This window comes from Bacteroidota bacterium, from assembly GCA_019637975.1.
Lineage (GTDB): Bacteria > Bacteroidota > Ignavibacteria > UBA10030 > UBA6906 > CAADGV01.
In genome coordinates, this window is the sequence record JAHBUR010000023.1 from 47409 (window position 1) to 69723 (window position 22315).

General features: G+C 52.0%; 16 protein-coding genes. 9 read left to right on the forward strand and 7 right to left on the reverse strand.

Features of this window, described 5'->3' with window-relative positions:
• Positions 1 to 47: 47 nt before the first annotated feature.
• The 7 genes from KF749_12965 to KF749_12995 form a co-directional block, all read right to left on the reverse strand.
• A complete protein-coding gene (locus KF749_12965) occupies positions 48 to 614 on the reverse strand; it encodes a hypothetical protein (GenBank protein ID MBX2992061.1) in 567 nt (188 codons plus the stop codon).
• Between the two features lie 226 nt (positions 615 to 840).
• Entirely contained in the window at positions 841 to 3414 is a 2574-nt protein-coding gene (locus KF749_12970) for a DUF3160 domain-containing protein (GenBank protein MBX2992062.1), read from the reverse strand.
• 237 nt (positions 3415 to 3651) lie between these two features.
• Positions 3652 to 3993, reverse strand: a complete 342-nt coding sequence (locus KF749_12975; GenBank protein MBX2992063.1) for a heavy-metal-associated domain-containing protein — start codon at positions 3991 to 3993, stop codon at positions 3652 to 3654.
• A gap of 75 nt (positions 3994 to 4068) precedes the next feature.
• Positions 4069 to 7416, reverse strand: coding sequence for an efflux RND transporter permease subunit (locus tag KF749_12980; protein ID MBX2992064.1), 3348 nt, complete (start codon positions 7414 to 7416; stop codon positions 4069 to 4071).
• Between the two features lie 3 nt (positions 7417 to 7419).
• Positions 7420 to 9117 (reverse strand): efflux RND transporter periplasmic adaptor subunit, encoded by a 1698-nt coding sequence (locus KF749_12985; protein MBX2992065.1) that lies wholly within the window; start codon positions 9115 to 9117, stop codon positions 7420 to 7422.
• A complete protein-coding gene (locus KF749_12990) occupies positions 9114 to 10361 on the reverse strand; it encodes a TolC family protein (protein ID MBX2992066.1) in 1248 nt (415 codons plus the stop codon). The genes KF749_12985 and KF749_12990 overlap by 4 nt, the downstream gene beginning before the upstream one ends.
• Before the next feature lie 209 nt (positions 10362 to 10570).
• A complete protein-coding gene (locus KF749_12995) occupies positions 10571 to 10972 on the reverse strand; it encodes a hypothetical protein (GenBank protein MBX2992067.1) in 402 nt (133 codons plus the stop codon).
• 325 nt (positions 10973 to 11297) lie between these two features.
• Here KF749_12995 and KF749_13000 point away from each other — a divergent pair, with 325 nt between their 5' ends.
• The 9 genes from KF749_13000 to KF749_13040 all read left to right on the forward strand — a co-directional run.
• On the forward strand, positions 11298 to 13400 hold the full coding sequence (locus tag KF749_13000; protein MBX2992068.1) for a T9SS type A sorting domain-containing protein: 2103 nt from the start codon (positions 11298 to 11300) through the stop codon (positions 13398 to 13400).
• A 28-nt stretch (positions 13401 to 13428) separates the two neighbouring features.
• Positions 13429 to 14271, forward strand: a complete 843-nt coding sequence (locus KF749_13005; GenBank protein MBX2992069.1) for a T9SS type A sorting domain-containing protein — start codon at positions 13429 to 13431, stop codon at positions 14269 to 14271.
• A 43-nt stretch (positions 14272 to 14314) separates the two neighbouring features.
• Positions 14315 to 16429: a T9SS type A sorting domain-containing protein gene (locus tag KF749_13010; GenBank protein ID MBX2992070.1), complete on the forward strand. Its 2115-nt coding sequence runs from the start codon at positions 14315 to 14317 to the stop codon at positions 16427 to 16429.
• An 8-nt stretch (positions 16430 to 16437) separates the two neighbouring features.
• Entirely contained in the window at positions 16438 to 16842 is a 405-nt protein-coding gene (locus KF749_13015) for a hypothetical protein (protein ID MBX2992071.1), read from the forward strand.
• A gap of 17 nt (positions 16843 to 16859) precedes the next feature.
• Positions 16860 to 17120 (forward strand): hypothetical protein, encoded by a 261-nt coding sequence (locus KF749_13020; protein MBX2992072.1) that lies wholly within the window; start codon positions 16860 to 16862, stop codon positions 17118 to 17120.
• 90 nt (positions 17121 to 17210) lie between these two features.
• Positions 17211 to 19001 (forward strand): VCBS repeat-containing protein, encoded by a 1791-nt coding sequence (locus KF749_13025; GenBank protein ID MBX2992073.1) that lies wholly within the window; start codon positions 17211 to 17213, stop codon positions 18999 to 19001.
• A 78-nt stretch (positions 19002 to 19079) separates the two neighbouring features.
• Positions 19080 to 19994: an endonuclease/exonuclease/phosphatase family protein gene (locus KF749_13030; GenBank protein ID MBX2992074.1), complete on the forward strand. Its 915-nt coding sequence runs from the start codon at positions 19080 to 19082 to the stop codon at positions 19992 to 19994.
• 85 nt (positions 19995 to 20079) lie between these two features.
• Complete coding sequence (locus KF749_13035; protein MBX2992075.1) at positions 20080 to 21648, forward strand: serine hydrolase; 1569 nt, start codon at positions 20080 to 20082, stop codon at positions 21646 to 21648.
• 249 nt (positions 21649 to 21897) lie between these two features.
• Positions 21898 to 22315 (forward strand): hypothetical protein (locus KF749_13040; GenBank protein ID MBX2992076.1); only part of this gene is annotated, 418 nt, incomplete at its 3' end.

Genomic DNA, 22315 nt, shown 5'->3' on the forward strand with positions numbered 1-22315 from the left:
TTACACGCGTCACGCTGCACCGGATTTCCGTTGAGATCCGGGCTGTCTCACACAGCCTCGGCGTGCGGAGTTTTGTTGCCGGGCCTGTCCGTTGCGACCGCCAGGACGGCAAAGGCACCGTCGTTCGGGAGAGTTGCAGTTGCGGTGTATTTCCAAAGCTCCGGGTGGGTGGTTGACCTGACTCCAGGGCCGCTCTCAATGGTTTCTCCGTTGCTGTTGAGTATGGCAACTTCGACTTGAGTGACTTCGACATCGTCCGTTGCGTGGATGAGGATGAGATCTCCGGGGTGACGGTGGTAGCCGCCTAAGTCTATATCGCGGATTTCAGGAGGGTTCAGGAAATCCCGAATGGCGACGCTGACGGTGGGCATCCCTTGTGCATCTGCGATATGCTTGTAGAGCGCACGCAGTTCCGGCACCTTGAGGGCTGCTTTGGCATATTGGGTTGCGCCGTGGAACCTGCCGTTTTGCGCCCGCTGCTTGGCGCTCAGCTTGCGCCTGCTCATATCCGGCCGCCTTGCGATGTAGGGCTTGCCTTTGAAGCTCTTCACCACAACGTTGCCAAGTTTGCCGCTCAAAGCATCCAGCAACGGACTGAATTGCTTTGCGAGCACAGCCGATGCTTCCGGCAATACAGCCGTGCAGCGAGTCTGCAAATGAAATTCTAAAGAGAGTGGTATTGGTGACAGGAAGCGGGACTTCAATCCAGCGTCCTTGTGAAAAGGCGGGTTCGGGGATGAAAAAGAACAGGGAAAACAGAATTGAACATGCGCGTGCCACGGTTGCGCTCCTCTCAGAGGAAGATGTTCATCCTTCGATTGTCGGGCGAAAAGAGTCGGGCTACCGAAGCAAAAGTAGTTTCATTGTTTGGATAAAGTTGTTCGTTGATAGTTGATAGAAATATGCGCCGCTTGCCACTTCACTCCCCTTCTCATTCCTGCCGTCCCATCGGGCAACGAAGTTGCCGGCGGGAACGCTTTCATCCACCAGGACTTTCACACGCCTTCCTTGAATGTCAAATATCGCCAACTCAACATGTGCGTTGTCGAACGCAGGGGGAATAGTAAACGAAATGAATGTTGACGGGTTGAATGGATTGGGATAATTTCGATACAGCACAGGCGCAGCCGGATACACCTTGGCGGTTTTCTTTCCGTCATCAATGCCTGTCAGAAGATTGATTCCAGCGCCGCGGGAATTTCCCGTGCTGTCCGCCAAGTACAAGTTCACATACGACGGACGGAATGTCGGCGGAAGATTGTACGCCGTTCTCCATTCTTCATCCGTCAGGCGATGGAAGTTCGTGCTGACATGCTCGTAGTAGCTCAACACGGGACCGACATACGCGTGAGCACCGCCGCCGGGCTTGTTCGCAATCCAGACTCCCATGTTAAGCGGGCCGGTTCCGCCGTGCAGAATCCAACCAACAATCCCACCGTTTTCATCCGCCGGAGCCGTGTGAACATCAGCAACGACAAGGTCAACTTCTTTGATGCCGCCTTCTCCTCCTAAATCAGCATAGAACATCTTGGCGTACCAACCATCGAATGAACTGTCCGGCGTGCAACCGAACTGCACCTTGTGCAACATACGCTGCAAGAAGCTGCGCTCTTCATTCGTCAGAGGGGTGTTTGAAAGTTCCTTCCTGCTGATCTCGCCGAGCGTGTCAACAGTTGAACGCACGCCGTTGAAGTACGCTGCTATCCACTGGTTGTTGAATGGCGGTTGCTGAAACCGCTGCGCGCCGAGCGTCGCGAACGTCTTGATGGCATCATAGAATTGCGGAACCGGTTCGACATAGCTTTCGGGGAACGAACAGATGGGAATGCCGGTGTATGATTGCTTCGCATACAGCAGATTGTCGTGGCGAAGCTGCGCCCAGGTCGCCTGTTGCGTGTTGATTTTTTCCTGCCACCATGCCGCGGTTCTCATGAACATCGGCAATGAGTCTCTCACCGCAGGCGGATTGAGTGTGCGTATTGCATTCAGCCAACTGTTGTAGAGTGTGCCGTTCCAGAATTCGTTTCCATACGAATCAATAAGATAGCGAAGCGCGGCAAGATTCTGGCCGTAATGATACTGGTTGATTCCCTCCTGCAAGAGCTGAGCGGTTGCAGAATTCCCCAGCGCAAACAGAATATCCATCGTCGCCGGCAGCATGCGTTTGACGCGAACGTTTTGATATTTGATCCGATCGTACACCACCGAGCCTGTCACATACGAATCAATCACAAACCGCTGGCCGAGCAGCAAGAATGACGAAGCCGGCGTGATCGAATCCGCCGACATCGGATCGCCACGCAACAACTGCGACATGATGAGTTGGAATGCATACGACTGTCGTCGGAGCGTATCTTGAAGTGCTGCAAACCGCTGAACATCAAGTAGCTGACTTGCGGAATCAATCTGCGTCATCTGCAACAATGATCGAACATTCGGCAACGTCACGTTATCCGACTCTCCGACGAAAAAGCGGATGATGTCGTCCATCTCTTGCAGCAATGGATAAACATTGGCAAGCTGTGCAGCCTCGGCAACGAGTGCTGCATCAATCACCTGCCGTTGAACGTCGGCGTGCGGAACCGGGGGATCGGCCGTGATTGGTGCAATCAAATAGATCTCCATCCTGCCCAACCACATCATCGCTCTGAAGTACCAGGAGAATTCGATAGGCACCGTCGGCCCGATGTAGTGTCCCCGCGGCCTGAACTGACTGAAGTCTATGAGCCGGTTTGCGGACGAAAAGAGCGGGTACTCCACGTAGCCATGTTCGGCATACACAAGCTGAAGCAGAGTGTCCACGACCGGAATATTGTCGGAAAAGTACGGCGCAACGGAGTTGCCCAACAACTTCCTCGGAACTGTGAGGTACACATCAAGGTCTTTCAGTGATGTTCGCATCGCGGGAACGTTTGCATACCGGGACGCAAGCGCCGGCACTTGCGCATGCAACGACGAGAGCAACGCGTTGAGCTTCGCCATCAGAAACGTGTATTCCACTTCCTTCAGGATGCGATCATACGACATGTGAATGGCATGAAGGATGGCATCCGTCGAGACGAACACGGGAAGATCTTTTTTGTAGACATCATCGAAGGCTTTGGCAAACGATTCATACTTCAACCGTTCCGTCACAGCAAAGTTGTGCTGCTGCAACAATTGCTTCTCGTAGTTTGTCAGTTGATAGTGACTGTCAATGGAATCGAAGTACGCAATGCCGCCCAATGCAGTGTTGGTATTGGCAAGAAAATATCCGGCGGGATACATGCCCCGGAGTTCCGCAGCCGAGACGACTTGGTGTTGTTGGAGGAATTGGCGGTACGCTTCGATACTAAAGGGAAGACTCTGTGCAACAGCAAAGCTTGTAGAGACAAGAAAGATGGGGAGAGTAAAACGGAGTCTACGCGTCTTCATGACGACCCCCAAGTATGTGAGACAGGAAAGGAACTGGCGTAATGTACTTATGCCGGAAGCGAAAAGCAATAGTGAGGAATTCAACAGTTACTGCCGCGACGCCTCTTCCGACCTTTCTTGGACTCACCCATCACAACCAATCGCACAGACGAAGGCAAATTGCCCGGTGGGGAGAACATTTGTCCGTTCGCCCCGCCAATATGAAGTCAGGTCATTTTGAGAACGCCACCAGCGTCCCTACTGACAACATTTGGGAAGGGTACGGTACACCTCCTCGTTGCGCTTCGTTTCGTTTGCGTCATAACCAGCCTCGGCGATTGTATGTTCGAGAACTGCAAGTGCAAGCTTCGACGGAAGGTATTGAACGGAGGCGACCTTCTTCTTCAAATCAACATTCGCTTTGGTGACTCCTTCAACCGCTTCCAACGCCTTCGTAATATTGTCAACACACATCTCGCACTTCACCGTTTTCACTTCGATGGAAGTTGTCACAACGCCATCCGACTGCTTGTCGCTTTCCGGTTTCTGACAACCGACAAGGATGAAGATGGTGAGAAACAACAGTGACTTGTTGAACATGGTGAACTCCTTCTCTATTCTGACTATTGATGATTAGTGACTGATTACTGATTGCTGATTGCCAACAGCCAACTGCTATTCCTTCATCCAGTTTGCCATCTTTGAGATTTCCAGCGTTCCTTTTCGCAACGCCCGTACTTTCATGATATAAAACAGAACCGGCGTGACGACAAGAACGTGAACAGTCGATGTCACCAACCCCCCGATCATGGGGGCAACAAGCGGCTGCATAACATCCGCCCCGACTCCCGTACTCCACATGATGGGAATCAGCGCAATCATGCTCGTCCCCACCGTCATGATCTTCGGACGAAGGCGCAACACCGAGCCTTCGATTGTAGCATCGAGAATGTCATGTTGGGTGACTGCTCCCCGCTGGCCAGACTTGTGTGCATGAATCCTTCTGTCAAGCGCTTCATGCAAGTACACGACCATCACCACACCCGTCTCAACGGCAAGGCCGTACAATGCGATGAACCCGACCCACACCGCGACTGAGAAGTTGTACCCGAGAATGTAGACAAGATAGACTCCGCCGATGAGCGCAAAAGGAACCGAGAGCATCACCACCAACGCTTCGGTAAAATCTTTCGTAACAAGATACAACATCACAAAAATGATGAAGAAGACAATCGGCATGAGAACCGTAAGACGTTCCTTTGCTCGAATCTGATTCTCCCACTGTCCGCTCCACTCAACGTTGTATCCTTGCGGTAGCTTCAATTCGTTCGCGAGAACCTCTTTCGCTTCATTCACAAAACTCCCCATGTCTCTCCCTCTCACATTCAGAAAGACAATCGAACGAAGCTGGGCGTTCTCGCTGGAAATCATCGGTGGACCCGGGACCATTTCGATTGATGCAAGCTGGCCGAGCGGCACGTACTTTCCCGTTGAAACTTCACTGCGGAGAAACCGCGTCTCCGTCGTCGGCACAAGTGCGAGCTGCGGCTGTGAAATGCGCACTGCTGTCTTTCCCCACACACCTTCACTCGCGCCTCCCATTCCTTCCGCTTCCGCCATCGGTTGGCCGCCTTTAGAAGGTTCGGTCATTCCTCCGCCGGAGCCGCCCACCGCAACAAGCAGGCTCTTCAATTCATCAACACTGTTCCTCATCTCTCGCGCATAGCGGACACGAATCGGAAAGCGTTGACGTCCCTCGATCACCGTCCCGATATTCTCGCCGCCAACCGCCGTCTCAATAATATCCTGCACCGCGCCGATGTTGATACCGTAGCGCGCAACCGCTTCACGATTGATGTTGATGTCGAGAAAGAGTCCGCCTTGTGTCCGCTCGGCGTACAGGTCTGCCGCGCCGGGCACCTTCCTCAGAATCTGCTCGGACTGAATCGCAAGCCGCTCAAGCGTATCGAGATTCGTTCCGAAAATCTTCACGCCCAAATCCGTCCGCACGCCGGTCGAAAGCATGTTGATGCGGTTGATGATAGGCTGAGTCCAGCCGTTGCGCACGCCGGGGATTTGCAGCTTGGCATCAAGCTCGGCGATGATATCGTCCTTCGTGATGCCGGGACGCCATTCCGATTTTGGTTTGAGAAGAATGATGGACTCGATCATGCTGACGGGCGCCGGATCGGTTGACGTTTCGGCCTTGCCTGCTTTGCCGAGAACAAGCTCGACTTCAGGAACAGACTTGATGATTGCATCCTGTACTTGCATGATGCGATTCACCTCCGTGATGGAAGCCGACGGCAACGTGACCGGCATGAACAACAGGCTGCCTTCATCCAACGGTGGCATGAACTCCGATCCGATACTCATGATCATCGGAATCGTTATGATGAGAGCGAGAACGTTCAGCGCAATGGTTGTCTTTCTATTCTTCAACACCCAACGTATGATCGGAGCGTAGAGTTTGTTGAGGATTTTTGTGATGGGATTCTGATTCTCCGTTCTGAACTTCCCGCGTGTCAACATCGTCATCAGAACAGGAACAAGCGTAATGGCGATAAACGCTGAGCCGAGCAGGACGAATGTTTTCGTAAACGCAAGCGGCCGGAACAGCTTTCCCTCCTGCCCTTCCAAAAAAAAGACAGGGAGAAATGACACAACCATAATCATAACCGAGAAAAAGATCGCCGGCCCGACTTGCCTTGCTGATTGAATGGAGATGTTGATGAAGTCTTGCTTCGTCAACTCCTCTTTCGTTTCCTGCGCCCGCGCCACATTGCGGTACGCATTCTCCACCAGCACAATCGAGGCATCCACAATCACGCCGATGGCAAGCGCAATTCCTCCCAGCGACATGATGTTGGACGTGATGTTGAAGACTTTCATGAAGATAAACGCAATCAGCACGGCAACTGGTATTTCGATGATCACCCGAAGCACGCTTCGGAAGTGGAGAAGGAAAATCATCACCATGATGCTGACGACGAGCGCCTCCTCCAGCAAAGCGCGATTGAGCGTTCCGACGGAGGCAGTAATCAAATCGCTTCTGTCATACGCCATCTTAATTTCGACGCCGGGAGGAAGTCCGGGAGTAATCTCGTGAATCTTCTTCTTCACTCTATCAATCACATCTTTGGCATTCTCGCCGTAGCGCATCACCACGATGCCGCCGACCACCTGTCCTTTGCCGTCCTTCTCCAACGAGCCGCGTCGAATATCGCCGCCCAACTGCACCGTGCCGATGTTGTGAACGTACACCGGCGTTCCGGCAGAACCTCTTCCGACAATGATATTCTCGACATCTTTCACCGACTGAATATATCCCTGTCCACGAACAAAATACTCGGCATCCGAGACTTCAAGAATTTTCCCGCCGACATCGTTGTTGGAACGCATCACGGCGGTTCGAATATCATCGAGCCCGATGCCGTACGCCTTCATCTTGTTCGGGTCAACATCAACTTGATACTGCTTCACGTAGCCGCCGATGGAAGCGACTTCGGCAACGCCCTGCACACCTTGCAGGTTCAGTTTCACATACCAATCCTGAATTGCGCGCAGCGTGCCGAGATCGTACTTGCCCTCGACAGTGTACCAATAGACGTGGCCGACACCCGTTCCATCGGGACCGAGTTGGGTCTTTGCTCCCTGCGGCAACGACGATTGAATCGTCGCGAGCTTTTCAAGCACACGGCTCCTCGCCCAGTACAAATCTGTTGACTCGTTGAAGATGATGTAGACGAACGACATGCCGAACATTGATTGCGCACGGATGGCGTGAACCTCGGGCACTCCCTGCAACGCAGTCACGAGCGGGAACGTGATTTGATCTTCGATCAATTGAGGCGAGCGCCCCATCCATTCGGTGAAGACAATGACTTGGTTCTCCGACAAGTCCGGAATCGCATCAAGCGGCGTGTTGCGCACCGCCCAAATGCCCGTGCCGATCACCAACAAGTACGCAACGATGATGATGAAGCGGTTGCGGGCGGAGAAGTCTATGATTCTTTCTATCATGGCTTACCTCGCCTCAACCAGAATCTTCCCGTGCAGCATCTTCATCCCGCACGTGAAGGGAATCTCGCCTGCTTCCTTCGGCGTGAACTCGATTACAGTCGTCGCAAATGGACGAAGCGTACGATGAATGCCATACGTCTCAATCACAAATTCATCGCTGCACGCGGAACGCTCATCCCGTTGCAGCAGAAGCTTAACGGGAACTCCCGCTTTCACCTTCACGACATCCGGCGTGTAGCCATCCTTCACGCGAATCTTGATTTCTTGAATGTTGGAAGGATGAGACGAATGATCCTTGTCTGCCGGCTTCGGTTCATGACCTGCATGAGGATTGGCGGAAGCGGGCTGCTGCAATGCGCTTTCGGAATCCAGCAGATAGCCGCCTGATTCGACGACATGATCGCCTTCTTCAAGGCCGTTGAGAATCGCCGTTAAACCATTCCGCGATGCGCCTACGACAACATCCCTCGGTTCAAAGCTGTTTTCCATCACCTCAACCCACACAACATTCCGCTTGCCGGTTGAGATGACGGCAGTTGATGGAACAACAATGGCCTCGGCCTTCGGGACGTTGATTGTTGCGGTCGCATACATATTGGGCTTCAGCTTGAATTGAGGATTCGGAAACTCCGTGCGGACACGGATGGTTCTCGTTTCAGGGTTCACCACCGGGTCAATGAAAATGACTTTGCCGTTGAACTTCTCGGTCGGATATGCTTCAGTTGTGATCTGCACTGATTGGCCCGCGGCAACAAACCGGATATCCCTCTCATACACATCAAGATAAATCCACACAGTCGAGAGATCGGCAATGTCGAACATATCCTCGCCCGTCGCAGCATAATGCTGCGGGTCAACGCTCTTCTTCACAACTGTTCCGCTCACTTGAGAGTACACGGTCACAATATGATTGACTTTGCGAGTCTCCTTCAGCCGGGAGACTTGACGCGGCGAGAATCCCCACTGAAGAAGTTTCTGCTCCGCTTGTTCCAGAAGTTGTTCAGCAGACGATGCAAACGATTGCATGCCTTTCGATGCTTGCTCGTACGAATTGAGCGCGAGAAGATATTCTTGTTGCGCGGAAATTGCTTCGGGACTGTACACATCGGCAACAGGATCGCCCTTGCGGACTTGCTGGCCTGTGTATGAGATGTAGAGTTTCTCCAACCGGCCCGGGAAACGCATGCTGATGTGCTTGTAGTTCGGCTCCGCGTAACTGATGATGCCGACTGCCTGGATATCTCTGCTTACCGCTTGCCGCTTCGCCATCACGACCGAGACGTTTGCCATAACACGTTGTGTTGGCGAGAGGCTCACTGCCTGGAGGTTCGCTGTTTCATCAGCAGACAAATCCTGCTGGGCCGTCTTCTTCACGAGTGCCATGTTGCACACGGGACACGCGCCCGGCCTGTCCGAGCGAACGGAGGGATGCATCGGGCAGGTGTAGTATTCTTCGGCTTTCTGAGGCTGGTGTGCATGCGTGTCGGATGAGCTTTTCCCCGGTTCGGGGTTCGAACAAGCCAGAATAGTAAACGCAAGCACAAGCGCTGCCAGTGCCGACCTCACCCCCGCCTGCGGGCCGAACCGCCCTACGGCGGGCAGGCCCGTCCCTACGAAATATTTGTGTAGTAGGGACACGACTCCGTCGTGTCCTTGCCAGGCTTTCTTGAAATTCATCATCATCATGGTTTCACCTTTCAATCTCGTTTCTCAAAAATTCCGGCGTAGCCAACCTCACGCTTCAACTCGGCGACGGCTTGTTCACGCTGCATCCGCAACATCAACTTTTCCATCGTCACGTCAACCAGCATGCGGTAGGAATCGATCAACATCAGGAAATCCGTTTTGCCCGTTTGATACGCCATCATGCTGGCCTGCAACGCCTGTTCCGTTTGCGGCACAATGACCGCTGTGTAGTTTTCTAACTGTCTCGCAAACGATTCAGCCCTGAAGTACAAGTCGCTGATGTTTGCGCGAATCATATTGCGAGAATTGTTCAAGTTCTCCCGCGCCTTGACTATGCCGATGCTCGCTTCTTCCACCTTTGCGCTTGTTCTGCCAAGACTCCACGGCGCAAACGGAAGCGTGATGCCGGCGGAAACAGACCACGCACGATAGCCCGGATTGTCCGGCATTCTCAGATACTCGATGCCGAGTCTGAAGTCAGGCAAATACTCTTTCTTCGCCAACGATTTCATCTTCTCCCCTTCTTCAACGGAAAGAGAATCGTGCAGCAACATGCCGCGATAGCGGTACGCCGTCTGATGCAGCGTATCAAGTGTCGGCAAAGAACGTATGTCCGGCGGTACCGCCGCGACGCCGAGGGTATCCAACGGTGACCGGCCAAGCAACGACATGAGCATGGCTTTCGCACTGAGTTCTTGTTGTCGCAACGTCATGAGTTGGTTTTCGAGTTTTGCCATTTCCACGAAGGCCTTCAGCACATCTTGTTGAGGTGACTGGCCAACACCGTACCGCGTTTGCGCTATCTTCGTGAACTGTTCAAGCAGCCGAGCATTTTCGCGGTTCAGCGCAATGGATTGCTGCACGAACCATAATTCGAAGTACATTGAACGGAGTTTTGCCAGAACCTCGTTTGCCCTCTCCATGTGTTCATGATGCGCGTGTTCTGCGCGAATCTCCGCAATCTCGGTTTCGGTGGAAAGTTTTCCCGGAAACGGGAGCGTCTGCAGCAGCCCGAACTTCTCCATCATTGCCGCATTCCAACGGAAGCGCGGCATTTCCTCGCGCATGTATGTGAATTCGGGATCGGGAAGCGTGCCTTCACTTTCCGTCCGCAGTTCCATCATGTCACGGTTGTACTCGAAGGCTTTGAGTTCAGGATTGTTCCGCAATGCTTCACGGACAAGCTCACTAAGATTGAGTGTATCATTCCCTTGAGCAAGAAGTTGCAGTGGAAGAAGAAACGTCAATATGCATTTCATAGAATTTCCTCGGTGAATTGAACGAACAACTTGTGATGGTTGTCCGAAACTAATCTGAGTCTACGCAAGCCCTAATTGGTTGGCCACGGAGCCGCGGAGACACAGAGAATTTCTTTTGGGAAGAATCGCCTTGACGATCTCGTCGTGGCAATGATTTTCAAAAGGACAACTCTGTGGCTCTGTGCCTCTGTGGCACGGGCGAGGAAATTCTAAATCAGAAGAGATGAAACGAGAATGGGAATATCGGCGCTGCGAGGCGGCGAAGCGTTCGGTGTGATTGCTGATTGGGGATTACTGATTACTGTTGCAGGAACGAAATCCGACTCTACTGCAAGAAGAAGCTTTGCAAACTCAAGCAGGTGCTTGTTGGCTTGCAGAAACTCCATCTTGTTCCTATCTGCCGCAAAAACGGTGAGGCAACAGGAAGTATCAAGGGCACGCGTAACCTGAACACCCGATGACGGGCCTTCGTTGCACATGATGCACGAACGGGAGTTCTCAAACTTCATCATCGGACAAGAAGCGACAACAATCGGCAAGCCGACGCTGAACAGCGCAAAAACTGCGGCGAGCGTCAGTCCGGTGATTCTATATTTGAGAGAGGAATGCATTTGATGATGATAACGGAGAACCTGTTGTACAACGTTCTTGCGATTTTTGTGCCAGATGAATCTATTTGAAATCCGGCCTATTTTCAACACTCTGCTTCCCAAGATTGCGAAAAAATCTGTCAATCTTCCAACCCTTGGGAAGGGTGGCTCCAATATACGGATCAACTGTTCGCTGAGATGTACAGAATCTTCAGATGTTTTTGCAGCATTTTTCAGTCAACGGTTTGAGGTTCATTGCAAATCCCTCTTGATTTTGGTAGCTTCTTGTAGAGAAGTTCCGGCTGAACGCCCCCCTATTCCCGCACGAACGAAGAAAGGGCTAACAATGAAAACAAAGTTCGTTCTTCTCGCATTCCTCATGCTTTTCCCCTGTGGCGCGACTTATGCTCAAACGCAGTTCTGGGAACCAACCACCGGACCTCGTGGAGGGAAGGTTTACTCGCTCGCTCCCGGCATACAAGGTAGTCTGTTTTGCGGCACCCTCGATGGCGTATTCCTCTCTACAAACTCTGGCCAGACATGGACTAGAAGAAGCAGCGGACTGAGCAATCGCTATATTCGCGCTTTGTGTGCTAGTCCCAACGATTTCGTGTTTGCCGGTACAGATTACTATGGCGGTGGTGGCATCTTCCGTTCAACTGACAACGGTCTGAATTGGAACCAAGCAAACAATGGTTTGTCAACCTATCCAATCATTAATTGTCTAGTCGCTGATGCTGAGGGCAAGATATTCGCAGGCACACAGGGTGATGGCGTGTTCAAGACGACAACGAATGGCGACTCATGGTTTGCCATCAATTCAAACTTGTCAAACATGTATGTGTATTCGATTGCGTTGTCCGGATCGAACGATATCTACATCGGGACATATGCAGGAGTATTCTCTTCTACAAATCGGGGAGAAAGCTGGTCGCAGACATCACTCACAACGAACTACGTTGTCGCTCTAGTGACCAACACCGACGGACACGTGTTCGCGGGGATCCACAATGGAGGATTGTTCAGATCCACGGACCGTGGTATGACCTGGACACAACTCTCCAACGGATTGACAACCGTCCAAATGCGTGCACTTACAATTGACTCTGCCAACACTCTGTTTTTGGGCACAACGGCGGGAGTATTTCGATCAAGCGACAATGGAGAGAATTGGGCGGCAATCAATGCAGGTTTGGAAGACACGGTTGTCACTTGTATTACCAGTGTACGAGGCAGTCACCTCATTGCTGGGACCGGGACAACAGTATTTCGTATGGCACACGCCGTCACCTCTTGGGAAAGAAGTGATGACGGTCTTGTTGCAACACGCATCCCAGCCCTTTCTGCCTCGGCCGACGGATTTCTCTACGCCGGATCATGGGGAGGCGTTTTTCGTTCGGCAAATAGGGGACAAAGTTGGACAAGGTCCAGCGACGGTGTGCCTTCCGGGACAGTCCTTTCAACGGCAGTGGACTCTCGCGGATATGTTTATGCATCAACATCAGTCGGGGTCTACCGCTCCACAGATACCGGTGTGCACTGGCAACAAATTCGCGACGGTGCCAGCTGCCTTGCTGTCAATCGCGACAACCACATTTTTGCAGGTACCATGATTGGTGCCTATAGATCCACAGATGGCGGAGCCACTTGGTCTCATCTTACAACCGGAACCATTCACTCGGACTTTCATGCGATATGCATATCAGCCGAGGGAACAATCTATGCGAGCGTGGGTGACATCATCGGGCACAACCTTTCGGCACTCTTTATTTCAACGGACAATGGTGAAAGTTGGACTATCACGTCGTTACAATTTCTGTCCATCTTTTCCATCGCAGTGAATGGCCAAGGAACAATCTTTGCAGGAACCAGCTCTATCTACCGATCAACAGACAGAGGCCTGACGTGGACACAGACTAGCCTTGGGACGTCGGCTTCGTGGATTTCTGCCCTCCAAGTTAATGCTCTTGGTCATATTTTTGCCGTGACGGATGGAGCTGGCGTTTTTCGTTCAACGAATAACGGCGAGTCGTGGAGCGAAGTTAGTCAAGGACTCGATAACATGCGGCTCCAATCTCTCGCGATTGATTCGAGCGGATTCCTTTATGTCGGAAGCGGCGGGTATGGCGTATTTCGCAGCAGAGAATCGACCACGGCGATAGACTTGCCTGAGACAGAACTACCGAGAGAAGTCGTTCTCCACCACAACTACCCAAACCCCTTCAACCCGACAACAGCAATTCGTTTTGAGTTGCCAACCTCGAGTTTCGTTTCGCTGAAGGTGTTCGATGTGTTGGGGCGGGAAGTTGCCACTCTGGTGTCAGGCAGACTTGAGGCGGGTAGGCATTCAAGCAGTTGGAATGCAGGGGCCTTTTCGAGCGGGATGTATTTCTACAGGATTGTTGCCGACGGATATGTCGCAACGAAACGGATGCTTTTGCTCAAATAGAATTTGAATAGATTGATCAAGGCGAACTATGCACAGCTACATCAGGTTCTTCGTCGTTGCCGCAGCATTTGCGGGCTTGCTTACAGCAACAGCCCAGCCTGCGGTGTATCCTCTCCACAAAGGAGATCGGTGGCAGTACACTCTTGTCCCAATGACAGCACGTATTGACAAAGATTCGTTGATGCCAAACGGACAACGGTACGCGCTCATTAAATATGAGTTCAGCAGAGCCGATCGGTGGGAGCGAACAAGCGGAAACCGGGTCTATTGGTACAACCCGCAGACAAATGAAGAACATGTGTGGTACGATTTCTCGCTCGCTCCCGGCGACACGGTAACCATCATTCCGAGGACGAATGATTCCACAATTATCTACTTCGTCAGCACGGGTACATACGATCTTTTTGGCGCTGCGCGCAGGTGGTGGTCATTCTGGGTTGACCATGTTACCTCCATAATCGACGAAGAAGAGTGGATTACTATCACTGACAGCATTGGTATGACTCACATCTCAGCAATGTGGTATACCAGCTCGATAATGGGGGCCATCATCAATGGAATGCAATACGGAACAATCGTTCATGCCGGTGAGCATTCCGTCATTCCACGCGGGTTTCACCTCCACCAAAATTTCCCCAACCCGTTCAACCCAGGAACAGAGATCAGATATCAGATGCCAGAGGTCAGACATGTAACGCTGAAGGTGTTTGATGTGTTGGGTCGGGAAGTGGCGACGCTGGTGAATGAAGTGAAACCGCCGGGCGAGTACTCAGTCCAGTTCGATGGCAGCAACCTTTCCAGCGGCGTGTACTTCTACAGGCTTCAAACGGAATCGTTTGAGGAAACGAAGAAACTGTTGCTGGCGAGATGAGCTGCCAACCATTGCGTTTTCACTGATCAAATAGGAAACCTCCATGAAGAACTCTCTCAAATACACATGCCTCCCATTCATCACATCTCTCTTAGCGGCGTTGATGTGCGTGACCAAGACCTACGCGCAATCAGGTTGGTACTGGCAAAATCCGTTACCCCAAGGCAACCCGCTTAATGACGTATTCTTCACTGATGCCAACACCGGAACGGCCGTGGGAAGCACAGGAACAATTCTTCGCACGACCAACGGTGGCGCAAACTGGATAGCGCAATCAAGTGGAACGACGAGCGTACTCCATGGGGTCTCCTTCACCGATGCAAACACCGGAACAGTCGTGGGCGACGTCGGAACAATCCTTCGCACGACCAACGGTGGCACAAATTGGGTAGCTCAGGTAAGCGGAACAACGAACCAACTCCTTGGCGTTTCCTTCACCGATGCAAACATCGGAACGGCCGTCGGATACCCCGGAACAATACTTCGCACGACCAACGGCGGGGAAACCTGGGTAGCCCAGGCAAGCGGGACATTAGACTATGTATGGGGCATATATTTCACCGATGCCGATATTGGAACCGCAGTGGGAGGCGGTGGGAAAATCCTTCGCACGACCAACGGAGGCACAAGTTGGGTACCCCAGTCAAGCGGTACCACGAACACTCTTTATGGCATCTCCTTTATCGATGCTAACACAGGAACAGCGGTAGGGGAATTTGGCAAAGTTCTTCGTACGACCAACGGCGGCGAAAGTTGGATACCGCAGTCCAGTGGAACGGGAGAGCGGCTTTGGGCGGTTACCCTCACTGATACCCATACGGGAACGGCTGTGGGGAACCGAGGCACAATTCTTCGGACATCCAACGGCGGTGAAAGCTGGATACCGCAGTCAAGCGGAACGCTTGACCAGCTTTATGGGGTCTCTTTCACCGATGCTAACTATGGAACGGCGGTAGGATTTGCTGGAGTCGTTCTTCACACGGCAAACGGTGGTGAAAATTGGGTAGCCTGGGTAAGCGGAACGACGAACACGCTCTGGGGGGTCTCCTTCACGAATACCAACACGGGCACGGCAGTGGGCAACGCTGGAAAAATTCTAAGGACAACCGACGGCGGTGCGAACTGGATAGCGCAATCAAGTGGAACAACGAACGCACTCCGTGCGGTTTCCTTCACAGATATCGACATCGGTACGGCCGTGGGCGACGTTGGGACAATCATTCGTACAACCAACGGCGGTGAAAGCTGGGTGGCTCAGACAAGCGGAACGGCGCCAGGACTTCTTGGCCTTACCTTCACCGATGCCAACACCGGAACGGCAGTGGGATCAGCTGGAAGAATTCTCCGGACAACAAACGGGGGCGCAAACTGGATAACACAATCAAGTGGAACGACGAGCGCACTCAATAGAATCTTCTTCACCGATGCTAACACCGGAACGGCGGTGGGCGCCGTTGGAACAATTCTCCGTACGACCAACGCCGGCGCAAACTGGATTGCACAATCGAGTGGAACAACGAACGCCCTCTACGGGGTCTACTTTTCCGATGCCAACAACGGAACGGCCGTAGGCGACGCTGGAACGATTCTTCGCACGACCAACGGCGGCGCAAACTGGGAAGCTCAGGCGAGCGGAGCGACGCAGGGACTCCATGACCTCGCCTTCATCGATGCCAACACAGGAACGGCCGTGGGAGTGGGTGGAGGTATACTACGCACGACCGACGGCGGGGAAAGTTGGATATCGCAGTGGAGTGGCACGTCGAATTCACTCTATAGCATACAATTCACAGACGCCAACACTGGAACGGCCGTGGGAGCAGGTGGAACAATTCTTCGCACAACAACAGGCGGCGTGGTTTGGGTGAAGGACGACCGTCAATCAGTAGTGCCCCGGGGCTTTATGCTGGAGCAGAACTATCCGAACCCCTTCAATCCGAGTACAGAGATCAGATATCAGATGCCAGAGGTCGGACATGTCACACTCAAGGTGTTTGATGTGTTAGGTCGGGAAGTGGCAACGTTGGTGAATGAAGTGAAGCCGCCGGGCGAGTACACAGTACAGTTCGATGGCAGCAACCTTTCCAGTGGCGTGTACTTCTACAGACTTCAGACTCCGAGGTTTGTGGCCACAATGCGGATGGCGGTTGTGAAATGAGTTTGAACGTGAAAACAAAAAGGGCGTTCACTTTCGTCTTGTGCTTTCATTCTGTGCAGCTTGCTGCTTCCGCTCAAGACAAACCTGCCACACAATCGAAGGACACTACAAGATCTGAAGTCAGCATCCTCGATCCGGGAATTTCGTTCGGGAAGCCGACCTTCGTGCTTCCCCCACTCCTCACATTAACGCCGGGAGATTTCTCGGAGGAGCTTCACATTACTGCACCATCCACACCGCCACCGTTTTTGAGTTCATCTGTTGTTGAAAAGATCGACCTACTTTCGCCCCTGAAGTTGCAGCGAGCCAGAGAAGACGATCTCTCGACGCTTCGCACAATATTGGGGACAGTGCAGCTCGGAGGTGTCGCCTATCTGGCATATCGTCACTTGAAGAAATACGGCTTCAAGTAGTTTTCAGGAATGAACCAATGGGACTTTTCGGCAAGAAGAAAGTATTCGACAGTACGGAAGAAATCAAAGGATGGCATGTTTACCGAATCCGGGGCAAGTCCATTGCATGCCCGCATTGCGGAAATGTTCAGTTTGAGCAACGGACCATCCTGCTAAACACGCCGGGGATGACGTTCTTCGGGCTGGAGTGGGCAAACAAGTCCGCTGCGGCGCTCATCTGCTCGAGTTGCTCTCAGATTCAGTGGTTTCTGGAATCACCCGAAGTAGTTGCGGCATAGACAAGATTTCCGTATTTGAAGAGAAGCTCGACACAAGTGAACAGAACAAATACGACCACTGAGGGTCGGACTGACCAAGGAGAGGTGTTTATGACACACCTATTGACAATAATGTCGCTGACTTCTATACTGACGACTGCCCTTACTTTGTGTTGGAATCAAGTCGCCTTTTCTCAGCAGCCTCAAGTGGTTGCCGTGTCCCCCGGCCAAAACCAAATTGCATCAACAGTGCAGCCCCAAATCGCAGCTACAATTTCTGCTTCGATCGATCCGGCTACAATCACTTCTATTTCGTTTTCAGTCTTCGGAGAGAGGTCTGGCAACAAGAACGGAACGCTCGTGTATGATTCAACTGAAAGAAGGGTATCATTCACATCATCTACTCCCTTTATTGCAGGTGAGCGAGTAATAGCCTCTCTCTCACGATCCATCACAAGCCAAACTGGAGATTCACTTCCCGGATTCATTTGGACATTCCGCATTCCCTCAGCGAGACGAAACGAGTTGCGCTTCGAGAATGCTGTTGTCTATGGCGGCGGTGGTTGGAGCATTGAGTGTGTCGACATGAACAACGATGGTTACGCGGACATTGTTTCAAGCGCAGGTGTAATCAGACTGAACAACGGTTTCGGCACATTCAATGCGTTCTGGACTTTGCCAGGCGCAGATCCGTTCTCGAAAATAGCGGTGGATGACTTCAACCGTGACGGGATTATGGATGTTTGCTATAACGCAAACGGATTAAGAATCGCTCTGAGCAATGGGGATGGCAGCTTCAACATTCAGGGCCGGCCATGGTGGTTCGACCAATACATTACTGGCGATTTCAATTCGGACGGTTTTCCGGATATTGCGGGCCTCACAGCATCAAGCGACGCGTGGGGTATCTCGTTCAACGATGGGTCTGGGATTTTCAATGATACTATTGTTGTTGATTCGGCCCCCGCAACTTTCGAATGGCTACAAACTATACAAACGTTCGATGTTGACAACAACGGTCACCTTGACATTGTATGCGCGGCATGGGCTTCTATCAACCCAGGCGGACAGGATGGAATAGTAGTCTGGAAAGGAAACGGTGACGGGACTTTTCGCGGTCCCCAAGTGTATGCATCCAATGCTCTCTTTCTGTTTCCGGAGCAGTTATACTCATCAGACTTTTCTAACGACGGCCTTGCAGACATTGCCGTGCGTGGCTATGTGGGCAGTCTTGCTTTGAATCTGTGCGGGGTCTTTGGTACGGACACACTATCGACACGGCAGTTTTGGCCTGCGGAGGCTCCCGGTGCGATGACTGGAGGTGACTTCAATGGCGATGGCTGGATCGACCTGATGGTAAGTGGATGGAAACTGGTTCCTTTTGACACGACACGTTTCACAGGCTACGCCATCATACCTAACTGCAAAAATATCTTTAGAGACTGTCTTTCTTGGCCGGGCTGGATGGCTGACACACTTGGCTACGATTTCCTTGTCAGATCGGCTCAAGCGGTTGACGTGGACAATGACGGAGACTTGGATATCGTGCATTCGTACAATGCAGTGTACGTTAGTATCAATGCCAGTCCGCCGGTATTTGTCGAGATAGCTCCTGGCCTACCTGAACAATTTTGGGTCGACCAAAACTTCCCAAATCCGTTCAACAGTGAAACAGTTATCAAATATGGGGTTCCTGCTAACCAAAGAGTACGAGTAGAGGTATATGACATTTTTGGAAAGCTGGTCAAACAACTTCATGATGCAGTTGTTGCTCCCGGAGAATATACAGTCCGTTGGGACGGAACAAACGAGTCTCAATATCGAATCGCATCCGGTGTATACTTTGTTCGATTTTTGACTTCCGGGTCAAACAGGATTCTCAAGGTCGTCCATCTCAAATGAATGACTTTCAATGCATGTCCGCGTAGATAATCCCCGTATCCCAATAGTAATTTCCTCAACGTGCATACAAAAGCCGTAATGAATCCTTATAGAATTCTTCTGAGTCTCAGTCTCCTCACTGCAGCAACTCTTGCGTTCACCGCACCGCATAGGGCCGCAAATGATTCCCCGCAACTCACCATCATGACCTTCAACATTCGCTACGGCACAGCCAACGACGGCGAAGATCATTGGGAGAAGCGGAAAGAAATGGTATTCGACCTGTTGCGCCGCCATTCACCCGATATCGTCGGGGTGCAGGAGGCATTGCGATTTCAGTTGGATGAAATCCGTGCCGCGCTTCCGGAGTACGCTGTAGTTGGAGTTGGCAGGGATGATGGCAAAACTGCGGGCGAATACTCCGCCATTCTTTTCAGAACAGACCGACTCGCTTCGCTCGAGGAAGAGACATTCTGGTTCTCCGATACGCCCGAAATTCCCGGCTCGATGACGTGGGGAAATTTATTTCCAAGACTTTGTACATGGACGAAACTCGTCGAAAAAAATACGGGCAGTACATTCTACATCTACAACCTCCATCTCGATCACGTTTCCCAGCCATCACGTGAAAGAAGCGTTGTTGCACTTGCCGGAAAAATCCGCTCACGCAAGAATCCCGACCCTGTGATTGTCACTGGCGATTTCAATGCCGGTGAGCAGAATGATGCAATCAGATTTTTGAAGGGAGATGGCTCGACTTCCCTCTCCGTCCCGGAGAATGAACGAATTCGACTTCTCGATACTTATCGTATGATACATCCCGACGAAACAATCGTCGGTACGTTTCATGCGTTCAAGGGGAACATCGACGGAGACAAGATTGACTTCGTGTTCGTCGAGCCCGAAACACATGTTCTTGATGCGGCGATACTACATGACAACATCAACGGACGCTATCCCTCCGATCATTTTCCCGTGATGGCAAAAATCCTGCTGATGCCGCGAGCCGAGTAGCCGGCTTGCTGTTGCGGCACGGTCCCGACTTCAGTATTTTGTTTGAGATAATTTCACATCAATCCCTTTTCCCCGGAGAGAGATCATGCGTCTTGTGTTTTCGTTCTTGCTCGTTCCCGTTCTGTTCGTATCGCTTTCAGCCCAGAAATCTTCCCTCAATCCCAAACAACTCGATGCACACATCGCAAGAGTGATGAAGGAATTTGAAGTCCCCGGACTTGCCGTTGCAATCGTGAAAGATGGAAAAGTCTTCACAGCAAAAGGCTACGGCGTGAAGAAGATGGGAGGAAGCGACCCGGTGAATGCGCAAACGTTGTTCGGCATTGCCTCAAACAGCAAGGCATTCACGGCGACGGCGCTCGGTCTTCTTGTTGAAGAAGGGAAAGTGGAGTGGGATGCTCCGGTAATCAACTATCTGCCGTCATTTCAACTTATCGACCCCTACATCACACGTGAGTTGACGGTACGTGATCTTCTCGTTCACCGCAGCGGATTAGGATTGGGCGCCGGCGACTTGCTGTGGTGGCCCGCTTCGACGCACAGCAGACAGGAAATTGCAAAACGGCTTCGTCACGTTCCGCTCGCAACAAGCTTCCGTAGCGCGTATGCGTATGACAACGTTCTGTACAACGTTGCAGGCGATGTTATTGAGTCGGTGTCGGGATTGACGTGGGAAGAGTTCGTACAGTCCCGAATTCTTGACAAACTAGGAATGACAACAACCAAGCCCCGTTGCTCAGCTGTCGTTGGTCCGGGCAACATCTCATCAACTCACGCAATTGTTGACAAACGCCTGCAGATTGTGAAACCGTTCATCGCCGACAACGCCAATCCGGCGGCAGGAATTACTTCCAACGCGACCGACATGGCCAAGTGGCTGATCGTGCAGTTGGATTCGGGACGGGTTGCGGGCGGAGTTCCGCTCTTCTCCCCAAAAACAGCCAGGGAACTCTGGAGCATTGTCACCCCGATTTCCGTATCGAATGTCGCCCCTGAGCTTGCGGCAATTCAACACAAATTCAGCGGATACGGACTTGGATTTATGATGCGGGACTTCCGCGGGCAGAAGCTCGTTACGCACAGCGGGGCGTTGCCCGGCTATTATTCGACAGTTGCCATGATTCCGGGAATCAGACTCGGCATCGCCGTGTTGACGAATCAGGAATCTTCACGGGCAATGAATGCCATCGCCATGTACGTTCTCGACCGCTTTCTTGGCGCGCCAGGGCTGGACTACGTGGCGGCTTACAAGCGTATCCAAGCCCGCGCGGATTCAACAACTGCCGCAAAACTGGAATCGGCTTCGGCGGCACGCAATGCGGTTTCCGCTCCGTCTCTCTCGCTGGAACAGTATGCCGGCACGTATCGGGACGGTTGGTACGGTGATATCATTCTCACGTTGGAAGATGGAAAACTTGCCATCAGCTTTGCGCACACGCCTGAGCTTTCCGGCATTCTTGAACATTGGCAGTACGATACGTTCGTCGCACGATGGCACGACAGAGAGCTGCGTGCTGATGCATATCTTACTTTCTCGCTCAATCCCGACGGCTCAATCGAACAGGCAAAGATGAAAGCATTTTCACCGGACACTGATTTCAGTTTCGACTTCCACCATCTTCTTCTGAAGAAAGTGGAGCCGCCGCCTCGTTGAAACTTGCGCCGCTCTTATTCGTTATACTGCTCAAACCGCTACATTCCTTCGTGTATTGGTCAAAGACTCAAGGGAAATCCTGCACAAGAAAGTAGTTGTGTGTGAGATTCTTATTCAATACGTTGTGCACGTTCTTTTCTACGGCCGGGATGTGACACGACATTCTGATGTCGAATTGAAGAGTCATCAACCGACTATATGATGCGGTTTCGTTCGTTACTTTCATAACCAATTCGTTCTTTCACAATCATGCCCAACAAGTTGCACAAGTTCGTTACAATAACGGCTTTTTGGTGCGTCGCGGTTGCGGCCAACGCACAAACAGCAAATCCCGACAGCGCATTGCAGATTATTCTGAGTCAGACGGAGGGAAAACACCTGCATTTGCGTGAAGCCGTGGAATACGCGCTTACCAATGCCACATCGGTGAAAACGGCAGAAGCCGCTTACATGTCGGCACGCGGCGCTGCACGCAGACAAGCGGGTGCTTTCGACCCGGAACTCTTCTTTACTCTCAACCACATGGACAGAGAAGAGCCGACTGCTTCCTTCTTCGCAGGAGCGGCAGTTCTCGCAACCACTCAAACCACCGGCAACGCAGGAATCCGGTACGAGACGCCGATCGGAACGAGATTGGAGGTGTCGATGAATGCCGTCCGGCTCAATA

What these genes read in the sequence shown, in the direction of transcription:
- KF749_13025 (MBX2992073.1), top strand. Translation starts at nt 17,211, where the DNA reads ATGACACACCTATTGACAATAATGTCGCTGACTTCTATACTGACGACT.
- KF749_13005 (MBX2992069.1), top strand. Translation starts at nt 13,429, where the DNA reads ATGCACAGCTACATCAGGTTCTTCGTCGTTGCCGCAGCATTTGCGGGC.
- KF749_12980 (MBX2992064.1), bottom strand. Translation starts at nt 7,416, where the DNA reads ATGATAGAAAGAATCATAGACTTCTCCGCCCGCAACCGCTTCATCATC.
- KF749_12970 (MBX2992062.1), bottom strand. Translation starts at nt 3,414, where the DNA reads ATGAAGACGCGTAGACTCCGTTTTACTCTCCCCATCTTTCTTGTCTCT.
- KF749_13000 (MBX2992068.1), top strand. Translation starts at nt 11,298, where the DNA reads ATGAAAACAAAGTTCGTTCTTCTCGCATTCCTCATGCTTTTCCCCTGT.
- KF749_12990 (MBX2992066.1), bottom strand. Translation starts at nt 10,361, where the DNA reads ATGAAATGCATATTGACGTTTCTTCTTCCACTGCAACTTCTTGCTCAA.
- KF749_13020 (MBX2992072.1), top strand. Translation starts at nt 16,860, where the DNA reads ATGGGACTTTTCGGCAAGAAGAAAGTATTCGACAGTACGGAAGAAATC.
- KF749_13030 (MBX2992074.1), top strand. Translation starts at nt 19,080, where the DNA reads ATGAATCCTTATAGAATTCTTCTGAGTCTCAGTCTCCTCACTGCAGCA.
- KF749_12975 (MBX2992063.1), bottom strand. Translation starts at nt 3,993, where the DNA reads ATGTTCAACAAGTCACTGTTGTTTCTCACCATCTTCATCCTTGTCGGT.
- KF749_13035 (MBX2992075.1), top strand. Translation starts at nt 20,080, where the DNA reads ATGCGTCTTGTGTTTTCGTTCTTGCTCGTTCCCGTTCTGTTCGTATCG.
- KF749_12995 (MBX2992067.1), bottom strand. Translation starts at nt 10,972, where the DNA reads ATGCATTCCTCTCTCAAATATAGAATCACCGGACTGACGCTCGCCGCA.
- KF749_13010 (MBX2992070.1), top strand. Translation starts at nt 14,315, where the DNA reads ATGAAGAACTCTCTCAAATACACATGCCTCCCATTCATCACATCTCTC.